19 protein-coding genes are annotated in these 17,232 nt (G+C 33.6%); 11 read left to right on the forward strand and 8 right to left on the reverse strand.

Annotated elements, in window-relative coordinates; translation table 11 throughout:
• Positions 1-2 precede the first annotated feature (2 nt).
• Complete coding sequence (locus tag FAF07_RS15490; RefSeq protein ID WP_142785958.1) at positions 3-488, forward strand: ferritin-like domain-containing protein; 486 nt, start codon at positions 3-5, stop codon at positions 486-488.
• 153 nt (positions 489-641) lie between these two features.
• Here FAF07_RS15490 and FAF07_RS15495 read toward each other — a convergent pair whose 3' ends face one another.
• Both FAF07_RS15495 and FAF07_RS15500 read right to left on the reverse strand, forming a co-directional pair.
• A complete protein-coding gene (locus tag FAF07_RS15495) occupies positions 642-1,049 on the reverse strand; it encodes a GNAT family N-acetyltransferase (RefSeq protein ID WP_246067723.1) in 408 nt (135 codons plus the stop codon).
• A gap of 49 nt (positions 1,050-1,098) precedes the next feature.
• A complete protein-coding gene (locus tag FAF07_RS15500) occupies positions 1,099-2,118 on the reverse strand; it encodes a formimidoylglutamase (RefSeq protein ID WP_142785960.1) in 1,020 nt (339 codons plus the stop codon).
• A 118-nt stretch (positions 2,119-2,236) separates the two neighbouring features.
• On the opposite strand from FAF07_RS15500, the gene FAF07_RS15505 reads away from it, so the two are divergent.
• A complete protein-coding gene (locus tag FAF07_RS15505) occupies positions 2,237-3,121 on the forward strand; it encodes a chromosome partitioning protein ParA (RefSeq protein ID WP_142785961.1) in 885 nt (294 codons plus the stop codon).
• A 50-nt stretch (positions 3,122-3,171) separates the two neighbouring features.
• On the opposite strand, the gene hutI is transcribed toward FAF07_RS15505, so the two are convergent.
• Positions 3,172-4,410: an imidazolonepropionase gene (gene hutI, locus FAF07_RS15510; protein ID WP_142785962.1), complete on the reverse strand. Its 1,239-nt coding sequence runs from the start codon at positions 4,408-4,410 to the stop codon at positions 3,172-3,174.
• A 57-nt stretch (positions 4,411-4,467) separates the two neighbouring features.
• A complete protein-coding gene (gene fumC, locus FAF07_RS15515) occupies positions 4,468-5,865 on the reverse strand; it encodes a class II fumarate hydratase (RefSeq protein WP_142785963.1) in 1,398 nt (465 codons plus the stop codon).
• A gap of 193 nt (positions 5,866-6,058) precedes the next feature.
• On the opposite strand from fumC, the gene FAF07_RS15520 reads away from it, so the two are divergent.
• A complete protein-coding gene (locus FAF07_RS15520; RefSeq protein WP_142785964.1) occupies positions 6,059-6,700 on the forward strand; it encodes a peroxiredoxin in 642 nt (213 codons plus the stop codon).
• Between the two features lie 92 nt (positions 6,701-6,792).
• Entirely contained in the window at positions 6,793-6,975 is a 183-nt protein-coding gene (locus tag FAF07_RS15525; protein ID WP_142785965.1) for a hypothetical protein, read from the forward strand.
• Between the two features lie 52 nt (positions 6,976-7,027).
• Here the strand turns inward: FAF07_RS15525 and FAF07_RS15530 are convergent, their stop codons facing one another.
• The 4 genes from FAF07_RS15530 to prfB form a co-directional block, all read right to left on the reverse strand.
• Entirely contained in the window at positions 7,028-9,445 is a 2,418-nt protein-coding gene (locus tag FAF07_RS15530) for an outer membrane beta-barrel family protein (RefSeq protein WP_142785966.1), read from the reverse strand.
• A 94-nt stretch (positions 9,446-9,539) separates the two neighbouring features.
• A complete protein-coding gene (arsC, locus tag FAF07_RS15535; protein WP_142785967.1) occupies positions 9,540-9,881 on the reverse strand; it encodes an arsenate reductase (glutaredoxin) in 342 nt (113 codons plus the stop codon).
• The gene (locus tag FAF07_RS15540) at positions 9,881-10,498 is read right to left on the reverse strand and encodes an HAD family hydrolase (protein WP_142785968.1); all 618 of its coding nucleotides are present in this window, start codon (positions 10,496-10,498) and stop codon (positions 9,881-9,883) included. The genes arsC and FAF07_RS15540 overlap by 1 nt, the downstream gene beginning before the upstream one ends.
• Positions 10,495-11,605, reverse strand: a protein-coding gene (prfB, locus tag FAF07_RS15545) for a peptide chain release factor 2 (protein WP_142785969.1) whose coding sequence is annotated in 2 segments (ribosomal slippage) — positions 10,495-11,541 and positions 11,543-11,605 — 1,110 coding nt in all. Because the reading frame shifts where the segments join, the coding sequence is not laid out codon by codon here. The genes FAF07_RS15540 and prfB overlap by 4 nt, the downstream gene beginning before the upstream one ends.
• Before the next feature lie 148 nt (positions 11,606-11,753).
• Between prfB and FAF07_RS15550 the strand changes: the two genes are divergently transcribed.
• The 7 genes from FAF07_RS15550 (at position 11,754) to tnpB (ending at position 17,146) form a co-directional block, all read left to right on the forward strand.
• A complete protein-coding gene (locus FAF07_RS15550; protein WP_142785970.1) occupies positions 11,754-12,797 on the forward strand; it encodes a glycosyltransferase in 1,044 nt (347 codons plus the stop codon).
• Positions 12,798-12,800: 3 nt separating this feature from the next.
• The gene (locus tag FAF07_RS15555; RefSeq protein WP_142785971.1) at positions 12,801-13,859 is read left to right on the forward strand and encodes a glycosyltransferase; all 1,059 of its coding nucleotides are present in this window, start codon (positions 12,801-12,803) and stop codon (positions 13,857-13,859) included.
• Entirely contained in the window at positions 13,849-14,913 is a 1,065-nt protein-coding gene (locus FAF07_RS15560; RefSeq protein ID WP_142785972.1) for a glycosyltransferase, read from the forward strand. Before FAF07_RS15555 ends, FAF07_RS15560 begins: the two co-directional genes overlap by 11 nt.
• Positions 14,910-15,875: an ATP-grasp domain-containing protein gene (locus tag FAF07_RS15565; RefSeq protein ID WP_142785973.1), complete on the forward strand. Its 966-nt coding sequence runs from the start codon at positions 14,910-14,912 to the stop codon at positions 15,873-15,875. Before FAF07_RS15560 ends, FAF07_RS15565 begins: the two co-directional genes overlap by 4 nt.
• Positions 15,865-16,533, forward strand: a complete 669-nt coding sequence (locus FAF07_RS15570; protein WP_185956457.1) for an HAD family hydrolase — start codon at positions 15,865-15,867, stop codon at positions 16,531-16,533. Before FAF07_RS15565 ends, FAF07_RS15570 begins: the two co-directional genes overlap by 11 nt.
• 94 nt (positions 16,534-16,627) lie before the next feature.
• Positions 16,628-16,906 (forward strand): IS66 family insertion sequence element accessory protein TnpA, encoded by a 279-nt coding sequence (tnpA, locus tag FAF07_RS15575; protein ID WP_142785975.1) that lies wholly within the window; start codon positions 16,628-16,630, stop codon positions 16,904-16,906.
• Between the two features lie 54 nt (positions 16,907-16,960).
• Positions 16,961-17,146 carry an IS66 family insertion sequence element accessory protein TnpB gene (gene tnpB / locus FAF07_RS19130; protein ID WP_185956458.1) on the forward strand — a complete coding sequence of 62 codons (186 nt, stop codon included), beginning with the start codon at positions 16,961-16,963 and terminating at the stop codon, positions 17,144-17,146.
• Positions 17,147-17,232: the final 86 nt, after the last annotated feature.

A 17,232-nucleotide genomic window follows, 5' to 3' on the forward strand; every position in this document is an offset into this window, starting at 1 on the left:
ATATGAAAACCTTACAAGATTTATTCGAACACGAAATTAAAGATTTATATTCAGCAGAGAAACAATTGGTAGAGGCTTTGCCAAATATGGTGAAAGCCGCTTCAGATAAAAAATTACAAGAGGCATTCTCAAGTCATCTAGAAGAGACCAAAGAGCAATTTGATAGAATACATCGTATTTGTGAATCATTGGATATCAATCCAACAAGTACAAAATGTAAAGCTATGGAAGGCTTAATTGAAGAATGCGATGGCATGATAAATGAAGATGCCGATGCCGATGTTAAAGACGCTGGATTAATTGCCTGCGCGCAACGTGTGGAACACTATGAGATTTCAGGATATGGAACTGCTGTTCGTTTCGCAAAAGAATTAGGGCACAAGGACATTGCTAAAAAATTACAAACAACTTTAGATCAAGAATACCAAGCAGACCAGCATATGGATAATTTGGCTCAAGGACGTTTGAATAAAGAAGCGATGGCATAGAAAAATAAGTTTTTGGAATAGCTCTAAAGCTAATTCTAATTTGAAAACTGAGTAAAAACTAAACAACGGTAATTCCGTCGTTTAGTTTTTTTGTTTTATAAAGTCTATTAATTGAATTTGTGGATAGCAAATTAAAAGAGAACTTTCCATCGTTTATGAAAACACCAATTCCATTTTAATATCACTACGGTCATAAGGGCTTTCCGCTTCTATAGGAATTTCAAAAAAGCCATACTTTTTATAAATATAAATGGCGTTTTCTAATTTGGTATTAGAGTAAATAATTAGTTTGGGAATATCATTTGTCTTTGCAAAATCTAAACAATGCTGCATGAGTTTTTGACCAATTTTAAAACCACGATGTCGAGGAGATACGGCCATTTTTGTAAGTTCGAAAGCATCAAGGTTATTCATAGGCATCAATGCCACGGTGCCCACTACTTTATTCTCCAGCGTAGCGAAGAAAATATGACCACCTCTTTTTATTATATAAGTTTCAGGATCACTCAAAACCTTTTCATCATAAGGTTCTACGTAAAAGAATGTTTTTAACCACTCCATGTTTAGATCATAGAAATTTTTAGAATATTTGGTAGTAAAGGAGCAAATACTAATATCCATTGGCCTTTATAAAATCTGTTATTAAATAAGAAATAAATTTACCAGTTTGTGAAGCCGTTTTCTTTTTTGCAATAGCCTCACAAATGTGTAAATACTTAACATTTTCATGTTTCCCAATAGTATAAATAAAATGTCTCGCTTGTTTAGAACTGAAACCGCTTGGTGTTAAAGCACTACTAGATATGTTTTGAACGGCGTCACAGTCTATTTCGATACCAAAAGCATCAGTAGAGACATGTTCTAGGGCACGGATAGTTTCTTTTTTAAAAGAGAGCTCTTCTCTAACCTCCAGAGCATCGTAGGTATTATATTTAATACTTGGTAATTTATTGAGCGTATCAAATATCTTTTTTGAGGTATAGCTTTCATGTAATCCGAAAATGAAATAGTTTTCAAGGAACCCTTCCGCGTAAGCGTAAGAAAACCCATTGCCACTGTGTCTTCCTTCTTCTGCTCTAAAATCGGAATGTGCATCAAAATTAACAACATTAATTTTACTGTTTAGGGCCAGCGCTGTTCCTTTAATGTTTCCGTAAGCATTATTATGGCCTCCACCAACTATAATTGGAATTTTACCTGCAGAAACAATTTGATATATCAAATTAGAAACATCTTGGTCAATGGTTGAAACCAATTTTCTAGCTTTTAAAATATCTTTCTTCTTATCTACATTGAGATTTGATACTTGAGTTAAAGCGTCTGAAAAATCGAGATGCCCTAAAATTAACACCTTATTTGCATCAATAAAATCATTATTTTGAATATTTAATAAACTTTTAAGAACTGCAATCCAAGTATTGCAAGCGCCTGGTTTTCCATGGTTAGCAATCACGCCGACATCTTCCGGTAAACCTAATATTACATAATGGACATCTAAATTTAGAAGTTGCTCGTATATATTAGTAATATTGGATAAAAGCTGAACGTTCTGCCCAAATTTGGATTCACCTGAGCGTTTAGTTAAAAGTTTTTTTCTTGATGAATCATTAAATAAAACAAGTTTATCCATAAAATAAATTAATTTTGATTATTAAATGTACATCATTATTTAATTATGGCATTAAAAAAATAGTTATTATTAGAATTTAAATAACCTTAGACTTAAAAAACACTTAAAACAATTAATTATGGAAAGTAACAACAGCAGTACTGGATTAAAAGTAGCATTAGGTATCGCATTGGTTTTATTTTTGGCGACAGGATTTTACACGCTTAATTTGTATAATGAAAGTAACGATACGAAAAAGGAATTAGCTCAAGAGAAGCAATTGGTAATGAACGATTTAAATGCTATGGCAAAAGAATATGATGCTGCTATTAGCGAAAACGACGTCGCAAATTCAAATTTGGTTGAAGCTAGAACAAGAATTCAAGGTTTAATTGATTCTTTAAAGATTTCTGAAACTAACGTAAAGAGTTTATGGAGATATAAGAGTAAATATCAATCACTTCAAAAAGAAATGAAAGTATTATTAACTCAAAATGATTCTTTAAGAGTTGAGAATTCATATTTAGCGACTTCATTAGATAGTACAAGAGTACGTTTAGAAGAGCGAACTGTTTTTACGGATTCTTTATTGGTGCAAAATACAGCTTTAGCTGAAGTAGTAGAAAATGCAGCTGTATTATCTACAGTTGGTTTAAAAGGTTTTGGTGTAATTGAAAGAACATCAGGAAAATTGATACCAACAGAACGTGCTAGTAGAACTGATAAAATTAGAGTTTGTTATACGGTAGCTAAAAATGCATTAGTACAAGCTGGAGATCAAGAATTGTATGTTCAAGTAATTGACCCAAAAAACAATACATTAGGTTTAAATGAACAGGTTCAATTTGATGAAAAGACATTAAATTACAGTATGATAAGTAAGTTTAACTACGAAAACGGAAACCTTAATATTTGCGAATTTGTAGCTTCAAAAGGAGAAGATAGATTTGAAAAAGGGCGTTACGTTGTGAACGTTTTTAATGAAAAAGATTTAGTATCTAGTACAGAGTTTACTTTAAGATAGTAAAATATAACACTTAATAATTTAGCCTCAAGATGATTCTTGAGGCTTTTTTATGCTGTAGTTTTTCCGTTAATGATTACAGTTTCTATATTATTTTCTCCGAAGGCATAAGGCAAATAGTTGTAGTTTGGAATGGATTTGGTGAGCATAACGTTCGCTTTTTTACCAACGGCTATACTTCCATAATCTTTAGATACTCCCATAGCATAGGCGCCATTAATGGTGCATGCATTAATAGCTTCTTCAGGTGTCATTTTCATTTTAATACAAGCTGCACTCAATACAAAGTTCATATTGCCGCTTGGTGTAGATCCAGGGTTATAATCTGTAGCCAGGGCCAATGGCAAACCAGCTTCCATAATGCGTCTAGCTGGTGTGTAGGGAATACTTAGAAAAAATGAGCAGGAGGGAAGCGCAACAGGCATGGTTATACTGCCTTTAAGAGCATCAATATCTTCTTGTGACAATTCTTCCAAATGATCTACAGACAAAGCTTTGTGTTTTACTCCTAAAGCTACACCATCGAATGTATTAAATTGATTTACATGAATTTTAGGAATTAAACCATATCGCTTGCCAGCTTTAAGGATTCTTTCGGTATCCTCTAAATTGAAATAACCCTTTTCGCAAAATACATCAATATAGTCTGCTAATTGCTCCTTATCAATAATGGGTAACATGTCGTTTATAATCAAATCGATATAGCCTTCCTTATTATTTCTATAATCTTCTGGTATGGCATGTGCACCAAGAAATGTAGATTTTACCTTAATAGGAAAAGTTTCCTTTATGCGCTTGATAACACGAAGCATTTTTAATTCGGCTTCTACAGTTAGTCCGTATCCAGATTTAATTTCAATAGCACCTGTTCCTAATTGCATTACCTGCTTTACACGTGCGATGGATTCGTGATAAAGTTTGTCTTCATCTATATTTTGAAGCATTTTCGCCGAATTTAAAATACCGCCACCGCGATTGGCAATTTCGGTATAACTTAAACCATTGATTCTATCGACAAATTCTTGCGACCTGTTTCCTGCATAAACGATGTGTGTATGACTATCGCACCATGTTGGCAGAACAATTTTACCGGTAGCGTCAATCGTTTTATCAGGATTAAAACCGTTGCAATTTTCCATACTTCCAAACGCCACTATTCTGCCTTCTTCCATATATAGAAATGCATCGTTTATAGTTGGTAAAACCTTCATGTCTTTACCCGACACTTTTAAGACCTCACTGTCTCTTATTTGAAGCAGTTGTTTAATATTTGTGATGAGTAAGGACATATCTATTTGTTATTTATTTAAAAAGCATGGATAGTTAATTAATCAAAAATTTGAACTTTATTTAAGGGCACCTACCATATCTTCTGGTTTTACCCATGCATCATAGTCTTCAGCAGATACATATCCTAAGTTAATGGCTTCCTCTTTTAAGGTCGTTCCATTTTTATGCGCTGTATTAGCGATTTCTGCAGCTTTGTAATATCCGATTTTTGTATTTAATGCAGTAACCAACATTAATGAGTTATTCAGAAGTTGCTTAATAACCTCATGATTGGGTGCAATGCCAATGGCACAATTTTCATCAAAACTGACGCAAGCATCACCTAATAACTGAGCAGATTGTAAGATGTTAGCAGCCATTACAGGTTTAAAAACATTTAGTTCATAGTGCCCTTGCATACCACCAACCGCAATAGCCACATCGTTACCTATCACTTGTGCACAAACCATAGTTAGAGCCTCACATTGCGTTGGATTCACTTTTCCTGGCATGATAGAACTTCCTGGTTCATTTGCCGGTATGCTAATTTCTCCTATACCACTACGCGGACCAGAGGCCATCATGCGAATATCATTCGCTATTTTATTTAAGGAGACTGCCAACTGCTTTAAAGCGCCATGAGTTTCAACAATAGCATCATGTGCTGCTAAAGCTTCAAACTTGTTTGGTGCTGTAATGAATGGGAGATTGGTGAATTCTGAAATAAATTTAGCAACAAGTTCACTATAACCTTTTGGCGTATTAAGTCCCGTACCTACCGCAGTGCCTCCTAATGCTAACTCGCTTAAATGTGGAAGCGTATTTTCCACAGCCATAATACCATGATCCAATTGTGCCACGTATCCAGATAGTTCTTGACCTAGTGTTAATGGTGTAGCATCCATTAAATGGGTACGACCAATTTTAACAACATTTTTAAATTCCTCAGATTTCTCCTTTAAGGTATTTCGTAATTGAATGACGCCTGGAATCGTAGCTTCTACAACTTTTTTATAAGCTGCAATATGCATGCCTGTTGGGAAGGTGTCATTAGACGATTGTGACTTGTTAACATCATCATTCGGTTGAATGGTTTTGTCACCTTCTCCAATGGTTTTTCCTGCGATTTGATGGGCTCTATTGGCGATGACCTCATTAACGTTCATATTACTTTGTGTACCCGAACCTGTTTGCCAAATAACCAACGGAAACTGGTCGTCGTGTTCACCTTCTAATATTTCATCGCAGACTTGAGAAATTAAGTCGCGTTTCTCTACATCAAGTACTCCTAGTTCACAGTTGGTATGGGCCGCTGCTTTTTTTAAATATGCAAAACCATATATAATCTCTAGAGGTATGGAGGCGGGAGATCCAATTTTAAAGTTATTTCTGGAGCGTTCGGTTTGGGCACCCCATAGTTTATCGGCAGGTACTTTTACCTGCCCCATGGTATCTTTTTCTATTCTGAATTCCATAATAAAATTTATTAAGTTGGAATTGTAAAGTTAATTTTTTTTGAAGCGTTTTTATTATATTTTAGGTGTGTTTTTTAAAAGTTTTTTAACAGCTTTTTTTTTAAAAAAACCATTTAAAAGAATTAACTTTATAAACTTTCTTAAAGTTTTTAACAAGAATAATATATAATCATTCATAAAAACATTCACTACTATGGCAACAATTAGATTAGGCGATGAAGCGCCAAACTTTTCAGCAAAGTCTACAGAAGGAACTATTGATTTTCACGATTGGTTAGGTGATAGCTGGGGCATATTGTTTTCTCATCCTGCAGATTATACACCAGTTTGTACCACCGAGTTGGGTACCGTGGCTAAATATAAACAAGAATTTGATAAGCGTAATGTCAAGGTGGTTGCCCTTAGTGTAGATGGTGTTGACTCACATAATGACTGGATCAAAGATATTAACGAAACACAAGGCACCGTAGTTAATTTCCCTATTATAGCAGATGAAGACAGAAACGTATCAGAGCTTTATGATATGATTCATCCCAATGCCGATAGTAAGTTAACCGTTCGTTCGGTTTTTGTTATCGACCCAGAGAAAAAAGTAAAACTTATTATAACCTATCCAGCATCTACCGGTCGAAATTTTGATGAATTATTACGCGTTATCGACTCGTTACAATTAACCGCTTACCACAAAGTAGCGACACCAGCAAATTGGAATAATGGCGATGATTGTGTGGTCGTTCCTTCTGTGGCAACAGCCGATATTCCGAGTATTTTTCCAAAAGGCTACAAGGAGATTAAGCCTTATCTGCGTATGACACCTCAACCTAATTTAAACTAGTTTAAAAGCGTGATAATAAAATCTATTTTGATATTGTGTAACAATTAGCTTTGCATTATCTTTGCTATATATTTAAATAGATAGTTACCATTATGTTCGAATTTGATCAATATTTAGGCTTTTTAGCATTTTTAACCATTTTGACTATAGGATTCTGGTTAATGATTTTTTTAATAACCTTTGTGATACCTTATTGGATTGGTGGATCTTTAATTGAAAGATTAAAAGAAATCAGGGATGAAAAGAAAGCAAAGCGTCAAAATTTGGAACATTAATGACTTTATAAGTTAAAAAGGGAAGCTGATCAGCTTCCCTTTTTTTATGCATTTACATTTCAATATCACCGCCACCGCCAAAGCCACTGCGTTGTTGTTTCTTTTTTTGATTAAAACGATACGTGAATGATAGATTATAAGTTCTACCACCACGGAACTGAATATCTCTTTCGGTAATAAAATCTTCTGTTTCAACGGTTCCAGTAAATCTTCGACTATTTAAAAGATCCCTCACGTTAAAAGAAAGAGACGCTTTGTCCTTAAACAAATCTTTACTAAAGGCCAAATCTGCAGTGAAAATGCCATCACGATTATTTTGTGCGTCTTGACTTGGCCCTCTATAATTTAAGTTTGTTTGCCAATCGATTCTAGCAGGCAATGTTAATTTATTACTAAAGCGAATAGTATATCTAAGGTTTTCCGAATCAAAATTTTGTCCATTAAAATCACCATCAACCTCAGAATTAAAAATATTGAAGTCTGTATTCATGCGCCATTTTTTTGATGGTGAATAGGTGAGGTTAAACTCAAAACCATAACGCGTTTCTTTCCCTACATTTGCAGGCCCTCTAACAATAACTGGAACATTTTCACCATCAATATCTACCGTGTCACCAGTATCATTACTTACAAATCGAATGATGTTTGTGGAATACTGATAGTATAGTGATGAGCTAAAGGTTACTTTCTCAAAACGCTTTAAATAGCCTAAATCAACTTTGCTAGAATAAGTAGGTATCAAAGACGGGTCTCCTTGAAAAATATTTGTAAGGCTACTTCTGGATGGAAATGGATTTAAGAAAAACGATCTGGGCCTTGAAATTCTCCTATTAAAACCAAGCGAATAGCTTTCAGATTGATTAACCTCATAGTTAATATTTACCGTTGGAAATAATCCTGTATAGCTGTTTTTTTGGAAATCACCACTTGTAGGTTGGTCAATTGTGAGTTGTGTGTTCTCCAAACGTAATCCCAGTAAATATGAAAACTTATTAATTTTGCTACCAAACTGCGTATAGGCAGAATGAATATTATTTCTGAAGTTTAAAAAATTAGTTAGGTTTCTGTCTACTTCGAACACATTGGTCTCAGGGTTTAGAAGTTCTACTCTGTAGTCGGTTGCCGTCTCGCTAAAATCTCCTCTGTAACCAAATTCAAGTTGACTATTTTCGCCAAGGGGTTTCACATAATCCGTTTGCAATAATATTTGAGTTTTTTTGTCATTATCTGACAGGAAGTCTGTGTTGATGCCGCCAGAATTGATTAATGAACTTTCGTTCTCTTCATTATTTTCATACTGAAAATCAAAACTCAATTTATGGCCACTTTCATCAAAATCTTTATTAAAATTAAAAGAATATTGAATGGTCTTATTATCACCTTCCATGGGGTCTAATCGTAGGCTTTCACTTGTGATACTTTGATTGGGGTCAAGCTGTGTTAAAACATTTGTAGACCTTCTGTTATTTGAACCATCATTATAAACAAGAGCCGTAGTTATTGAGGTAGATTCATTTATATACCACTCAATACCAATATTATTGGTGAGCCCTTTTCTAGTATCTGTCCAGTCCCGATTTTCTTTAGCGAAATTTCCTGAGTTTTTGAATTCTGTGAACGTATCCCAATTTCCAATAGACTCATTATATCTATAAGATGTAGTATTAAAAATATTAACATTGCCCGTACGGAAATTTAAATTTCCCGAAATTCCTGCAGCGTCTGGATGACCAACGTTTGCCGTAATAGCACCATTTAGTCCTAACAATTTACTTCGTCTTAAAATAATGTTCAATATACCAGCCGTTCCTTCGGCCTGATAGCGGGCAGATGGTGAGGTGATCACTTCAACACGTTCAATGGCTTCGGCAGGTAATTGCTGCAAGGCTTCAGCAGAATTTAAACCTACTAAACCAGAAGGTTTTCCGTTTATTAGAATACGAACATCGTCATTTCCTCTAAGCGAGACATTACCCTCGGCATCTACTGCCACAGATGGGACGTTGTCTAAAACATCACTTACTGTCCCACCTCGCACCGTAAGATCTTTACCTACATTGTAAATACGCTTGTCAAGTTTTATTTCCACGGTAGTGCGTTCAGCAATAATCTCAACTTCACCTAGTGCTTCCACATCCAAATCTAAGTAAACGACTCCTAAATCGAGGTTTGAATCTATTTTTTTGTTCTTAATTTCAAATGATGTATAAGAAATATATTCGATTTTTATATCATAAATACCATCGGTAATTTTTATTTCAAACTTACCCTCGCCATCGGTAATGATGCCATCAACAATTTTTTGTTCTGAATAGCTGTAGAAAGACACGGTTGCATATTCCAAGGGGAGTTTCGTCTCTTTATCTAAAACGGTTCCTTTTATAGTTCTGTTTTTTAACTCATTCGTTTTGCCGGAAGCAAACAGTGAAACAAAAGTGATAAGCAGGATAGTGAGTGTAATTCTTTTCATAGGTGATTTTGAAATGAATTGCAAAAGTAGAAGTTCAATTAAGAATGTTTGGTTAAAGTCATGTTAAATAAGTAACACAAAAGATTAAACAAAACTATAAGATTCTTTGAATGTTTTCTGGTGGTCTTCCAATCACGGCTTGGTCTTCGTTAATAACTATGGGACGTTCTATGAGCTTTGGGTTATTTACCATGGCATCTATAATCTCAGAATCTTCTAGCGATTTATGTTTGAAGTCTTTCTTCCAAATGGCTTCATTCGTTCTTACGAGATCCATAGGTTCTATGCCCAAAAGTAAAATAATAGCTTGCAATTCTTTTTTTGTGGGTGGATGTTCTAAATAATTTATAATTTCGAATGGCTTTCCAGACGCCTCTAAAATTGCCAGACCTTGGCGCGATTTGCTACAGCGATTGTTATGGTATATTTTAATCATTACAAGTGGATATTGTATGTTTTTAGCTGATTTATAAGTTGCTCTGGATTAGAAAAATGAATGCCTCGAATTCCCAATTTTTCAGCAGCTTCTATATTTCTTAAATTATCATCAATGAAAAGTGACGTTTCAGCATTTAAATTAAAGCGGTTTATAGTGAGGTTGTAGATGGCGTCAAATGGCTTTCGCGTATTTTCTTCACCTGAAACAATGATGCCTTCAAACCATTGGAGAAATTTAAATTTTTTCAAAGCAATAGGAAAAGTCTCGTGACTCCAATTTGTTAAAGCAACAATTTTGTGTTGTTCGCTTTCTTTAAATTTTTTAAGAATTGCAACTGTACCTTCTATGGCTTCACCAAGCATATCTTCCCACTGGCCGTAGAACATACGTATTTCCTTTTCGTACTTTGGAAAAAGAACCACGCGTTCTTCAGTCGCCTTAGCCATAGAATAACCAGCATCTTGATTTTCATTCCAATCACTTGTACAAATGTTATCGAAAAACCATTGCATTTTTTTTCTGTCATTATCAAAAAATTCCAAATACACGTATTCGGGATTCCAATCGATAAGCACGCCGCCTAAATCGAATATAATAGCTTCTATTTTTTTCATAAAGTATTGGTGTCTTCTTGTTTCTGTCCCATCATCATTAAAAAGGCCTTTAGAAACGGTTCTATATGTCCGTCCATAACAGCATCTACATTGCCAGTTTCATGAGCGGTTCGAACATCTTTTACTAATTTATACGGGTGCATCACATAATTACGAATTTGGCTGCCCCATTCAATTTTCATTTTATCAGATTCTATATCCTCACGTTGGGCTAGTTGTTTTTGTAATTCTATTTCATAGAGCTGCGATTTAAGCATAACCATGGCTCGGGCTCTGTTATCATGTTGCGAACGCGTTTCTGAACAGGAGATTTGAATCCCCGTAGGCTTGTGTGTCAACTGCACCTTAGTTTCTACCTTATTCACATTTTGTCCACCAGCACCACTAGATCGAGCTGTTGTAATTTCGATATCTGCAGGATTAATTTCAATTTCAATGGTATCATCCACTAAAGGATATACGTAAACAGATGCAAAGCTCGTATGTCGTTTTGCATTGCTATCAAATGGCGATATGCGCACCAAACGATGGACGCCATTTTCACCTTTAAGCCAACCAAACGCAAAATCCCCCTCAATTTCTAGAGTTACCGTTTTTATACCAGCTACATCGCCTTCTTGAAAATTGAGTTCTTTGACTTTAAAACCACTCTTCTCGGCGTACATTAGGTACATACGCATGAGCATACTCGCCCAATCACAACTTTCTGTACCTCCGGCGCCAGCGGTTATTTGTAAAACAGCACTCAGGCTATCGCCTTCTTCAGAAAGCATATTTCTGAACTCGATGTCTTCTAATAATGCAGTTACCTTTTCGTATTGTTTTTCAACATCTTCAAGAGTGTACTCGCCTTCTTTATAAAAGTCATATAAAACCTCAAGTTCTTCAAGTTGTGATTTAATGATTCTATAATCATCAACCCACTTTTTCTTAACTCTGAGGGATTTCATAATAATTTGAGCCGATTTGGAGTCGTTCCAGAAATTAGGGTCAAACGTTTGTTCTTCTTCGTTTTGAATTTCTACGAGTTTGGCATCTATGTCAAAGATAGTGCCTTAGTTTGTCAAGGCGGGTATTGAGATCTTTAATTTGATCTGAGGTTATCATGCAGTATTTATTTTGAGCAAAAATAGGATATAAAATTACTGAATAAAAGAAAACAGCTTTTATTTTAAGGACATATTGCGTCTCTTAACGATTATTTTTAATAATCAAATTTATTCCATTTATGTTTACAACTCAAAATAGTTATTAAATGAAGCTTAGTATCCTAATTCCAATGTATAATGCCAGTGCGTATATTGGGAATTGTTTAGATAGCTTGATCCACCAAGATTTATCCAAAGACGATTATGAAATAATTGTTATGGATGATGGGTCTACGGATGATTCAGTTAATATAGTTGAGCGGTATATTTTAGAAAATTCTAATATAATTTTATTTAAAGAAGAGAATGCAGGGGCTTATCCTACGAGGAACAAATTACTGAAATTAGCAAAGGGTGATTATATTTACAATCTGGATGCTGATGACTATATAGCCCATAATTCTATTGGCATTTTAATAGAAATAGTTTTAAAGAATAATTTAGATATTTTGGCCTTTGAGACCATAGCAACAAATAAACTTAATATAAATTATAATGACACCAATATCAATCATAAGGAATTAAAGGTTACTAATGGTTATGATTTTTTATGCAATAATAGAAACTTCAGGTTTGAAATTTGGTGGTATTTTGTTAGGAGGAAATTCCTATTAACCCACAAGCTAAAGTTTGAATTTGGCAAGTATTTGGTTGATGTACTTTTTACAACGAGTGTTTTCATCAAAGCTGAAAGAGTTATTAAACTCTCAAATGTTATTCATAGGTATGTGGAAGCTCCAGAATCCATAATGAATAGCAGTGATGTTGAGCATTTAAAAAGTCTTGTATATGAGTACGTCAGTGTTATATCAAGGTTTCAATCGTTAATCGATTCTCAATCAGACAACATCTATTTTGATGAGATTAATAGGATGAGGTATATTAATAATTTAAAATATAAAATGAGTGTAGTTTTGTATTTTATGTTTTATAAGTTAATAAAATCCAATCTTTCTATAAAAAAAATAAATAGCATTCTAAACAAATTTAAGAAGATTAATGTGTATCCAATAACATCTTTCTTAGGAGAAGAATATTATAAAAAAAAGTTTGTGATAACTGCGTTTATATTCAATAATAAATTTTTATTTTTTAGTGTGCTGTATCCTATAAGACTACTTAGTAAATTGAATATAATCAAACTTCCGTAGTCTATGAAACTGAGTATTCTAATATCCATGTACAATGCAGAAGCATATATTGAGAGATGTCTCTATAGTCTCATAAATCAAAATATTCCGGAAAAAGAGTACGAAATACTAGTTTATAATGATGGCTCTGATGATGGTAGTTTAAAAATAGTTGAAAACATAGCGGTATTACATAGCAATGTTACTATAAAATCACGTAAAAATTTAGGTGTAATAGCAACGAGGAATGAGCTCATATCCTTAGCAAAAGGAAGCTATATTTATTTTGTGGATGCTGACGATTATGTTGCTTATAATAGCTTAGGCGGATTATTGGAAGTGGCTTTACAGAACGATTTAGATCTTGTAGGTTTTGAAACTGTGATAACAAATGTAGTAGATAAACTTGAACTAGAGGTTGCTGAAAAGATTCCTAGTTCGCTAAATATCATTGAAGGAAGAGATTTTTTGGCAAATCATAGAAATATGCGATATGAGATTTGGTGGTATTTTATTAGAAAAGATTTTTTATTGAGTAATCAGCTTTTATTTGATAAGGTAGGCTATGATGGTGATGTTGTCTTTACTTTAAAAGTGTTTGGTGGAGCTAAGAAAGTTTTCTTTAGTCCTAAACCAATTTATAGATATTTTCAATCAGATGAATCTACTATGAGAAGTAATAATGACTTTAATAACAAAAGAATAATTAATTACCACCTTTTTTTGATTGCTGATTTCAGTAATTATATAAATTTAATAAAACATAAAACGTGTCAATTTAATAAGCAAATTGTAAACAACCTAACCTTTAGAAGAGATGCCTTTACTGTTTTTACAATTATAAAAATGGTTAAAAATGGATTAGGCCTAGAAGATTTTAATGTCGAGATTAAGAAACTGAAAGAAGTTGGCGCATATCCCATTCATAATTTTATTGGTCCTGAATACAACTCGCTATGTTATAAAACATTGAATTTTATTATAAATAAGGAATCTCTAATTTCACCAATTGTATATTTGAGGAATTTATCGATGAAAACAATTAACATGATAACTCTGAAAAAAATCACTATTGAAGCTTAGCATTATTATACCAGTTTATAATGTAGAACAGTATCTTGCTAGATGTCTTGACAGCATTTTAAATCAAAACATGCTCTCAAAAGATTATGAAATACTTATAATTGATGACGGATCACAAGATAATACTATAGAAATTGCAAATACTTATGCTAAAAAACATACTCAAATTTTAGTGTATAGTAAAACCAATGGAGGTGTAGGTAGTGCCAGAAATAAAGGTATAGAATTATCAAGAGGGACGTATCTTTATTTTATCGACCCAGACGATTATATAGCATTTTATACTTTAAATACTATCATTTCCCATGCATTTCAATTTGATTTAGATATTTTGACGTTCAATTCAATTTCTACAACTCCAGCAGATAGAATTGATTCATCTGTTTCTAAAATTAAAAACTTTGATCTGACTACACAGACTGGTATTGAATATATTGCTCAAAATGGTTATAAGAATGAGGTCTGGTGGTATGTTATTAAAAAGGATTTTTTAAAGGAAAAAGGTATACAGTTTATTGAAGGGCGATGGATGGAAGATGCCATTTTTACTACCGAGCTATTTATTAAAGCGACTCATATAGCTCACATTCCATACGATGTGCACCGACATGTTAAAACACCAGAATCTGCAATGACGAGTAAAGAGCCTAGTCATTATTTAAGAGTGATTAGAGATAACGCAAATGCAGCAGTTGTATTTAAACCATTAATTAGTGATATTGATTTAAAAAGCACTGTTAATCAAATGTGTGTTCAACGACTGAAAGCTAGACAACAATCATTTGTTTTTTTTCTGATGATTAGGATGTTACAATCTACTTTAAAGTTTCCTGAAGTTAAATTGATTATTGAGCAAGTCTCAAAAGCTGGAGCTTATCCCTTAAATTCTTTTTTAGGAACCGATTACAATAGTAAAATTTATTATATTTTAGTTAGATTATTTAATAATAAAAATCTTTTTTATTTTATATTCATAATAAGTAACCCCATTTTAAAAATGAAGAATCCCATAAAGAAAGCATCTTATAACCATACTATCAGTTCCAGAATATGAGCAATGTGTTAATCACTTCTGGAGGACGTCGCGTGTCATTGGTAAGAGCTTTTAAGAAGGAGCTAAAAAGCCTAATTCCTAACGGTGAGGTTTATGTCACTGATGTTAACCCAAAACTCTCTGCCGCTGCACAGGTTGCAGACAGAGCTTTTAAAATATGTAAAATAGAAGACGAGAATTATATATCCGATTTACTTAAGCTTTGTCAAGATCATGCTGTAAGGATTATCATCCCAACTCTTGATCCAGAACTTAATGTTTTGGCTAAAAACGAAAGTAAGTTTAAAGAATTAGATGTTCATTTGGTATTATCAAGCAAAGAATTTATCGACATATGTTCCGATAAGTTAAAAACTCATGACTTGTTTGAAAGCGTCAATATTGACGTGGCAAAGGTGTATGATAAGACTAATTATGAATTGCCAATATTTATCAAGCCAAAAAATGGAAGTAATAGCGTTGATACTTACATTATTGAACATGCAAGTCAAATTTCAGAGTATCATTTAGAAAATGGGAATCTTCAATTCTTCGAATATTTTAACAAGGAGGAATATGACGAATATACTTGTGACTTATATTTTGATAAAAGGAGTCATTTGAAATGCGTAATTCCACGAAAACGAATAGAAGTAAGAGGAGGAGAGGTAAGTAAAGGAGTTACTTGTAATAATTATGTTAAAACCGTACTTGAGAACAAGTTCAAAACATTAAAAGACGCTCGTGGATGTATTTGCATACAGCTTTTTATGAATAAGGATAAAGTTATAAAAGGCATAGAAATCAATGCCCGTTTTGGAGGGGGCTTTCCCTTGGCTTATTTAGCGGGTGGCAATTACCCAAAATGGATTATTCAAGAATATATACTAAATGAATCAATTAATTATTTTAATGATTGGGAAGACAACTTACTAATGTTACGATATGACGACGAAATTATAATTAATGATTATGAGAACTGATAAAGTTGTTGTTTTTGATTTAGATGACACGCTTTACAATGAAATAGACTTTTTAAAATCAGCCTATGCAGAGATAGCTAAAAAAATATCGAATGAAGTTGATGTAAAACAAGAATTGATTTTTGATAAGATGCTGTTTTATTATGGGAACAATAAAAATTGTTTTAAAGAAATATTAAATGAATTTAAATCATTATGTTCTACATCAGATTTGTTGTTCATCTACCGCAATCATAAACCAAATATAACCTTATTGCCCGATAGACTTTTGGTGCTAAATCATCTGAAAAAATTAGGTGTACCTATGGGCATGATTACAGATGGTAGAAGCATTCAACAACGCAATAAACTAAGAGCATTAGGGATAACAGACTTTTTTTCTGAAATTATAATTTCTGAAGAGTTTAAAAGAGAGAAGCCAGATATTAAAAATTTCAAATATTTTGAAAATATTTTTGGAAACGCCCAATATTATTATATTGGCGATAATGTTCGAAAAGATTTTATTTCACCTAATAAACTACATTGGACTACCATCTGTATAAAGGATAACGGCTTTAATATTCATTCTCAAAACACTGGTGCCGTTGATGATTCATCTTTACCCAAATTTTATGTAGCGCACTTTGATCAAATTATAACTTTGTTGAATTTATAGATTGATTATACTACATATATGTAAGCATCCGAGCAACTACATCTTTCTTAACTTTAGCCTCTGACATACCTTTGTTGCAAACAAATATATTGTTATGACAAAAAAAGATACGGCATCACGGATGCACAAATTGGTAAAACAGTATCAGGGTTCTGGTCAGAGTCAAAAGGAATTTGCTGCTTCCCATGACATAAAAGAGGGGAAGTTATATTACTGGGTTTCTAAGTTGACAAAGCCACGTCAAGTGGTTTCTGGGTCTGGGTCTTCTGAAAAGAATTTTGTTCCCATAGCATTCCCTGCATTACAAGAACAACAAGTCCGTAGTATTATCATTCGATGCAGTAGTGGCGTTGAGATCGAAATTTCGTTATAGATGTTTGCATTAGGAACATCCCATCGTTTTCAGCTGTACAATCATCCCACGGATATGCGTAAGAGTTTTGACAGCCTTCGAGGGCTCGTGATCAATGATTTGGATCAGAATCCCGACAATGGCACAGTGTATATCTTTATCAATAAGGTCAGAAACAAGGTAAAACTCTTGCACTGGCAAACTGGAGGGTTTATGTTGTATTACAAAAGGCTAGAATCTGGTACTTTTGAACTGCCATAATATGATAGTGAAGTAGGGGGTTTACGTCTAAGCTATGCCCAACTGATCCTTTTGATCGATGGCATTTCCATTACTCAAACATGTTT

Source organism: Changchengzhania lutea (genome assembly GCF_006974145.1).
GTDB lineage: Bacteria > Bacteroidota > Bacteroidia > Flavobacteriales > Flavobacteriaceae > Changchengzhania > Changchengzhania lutea.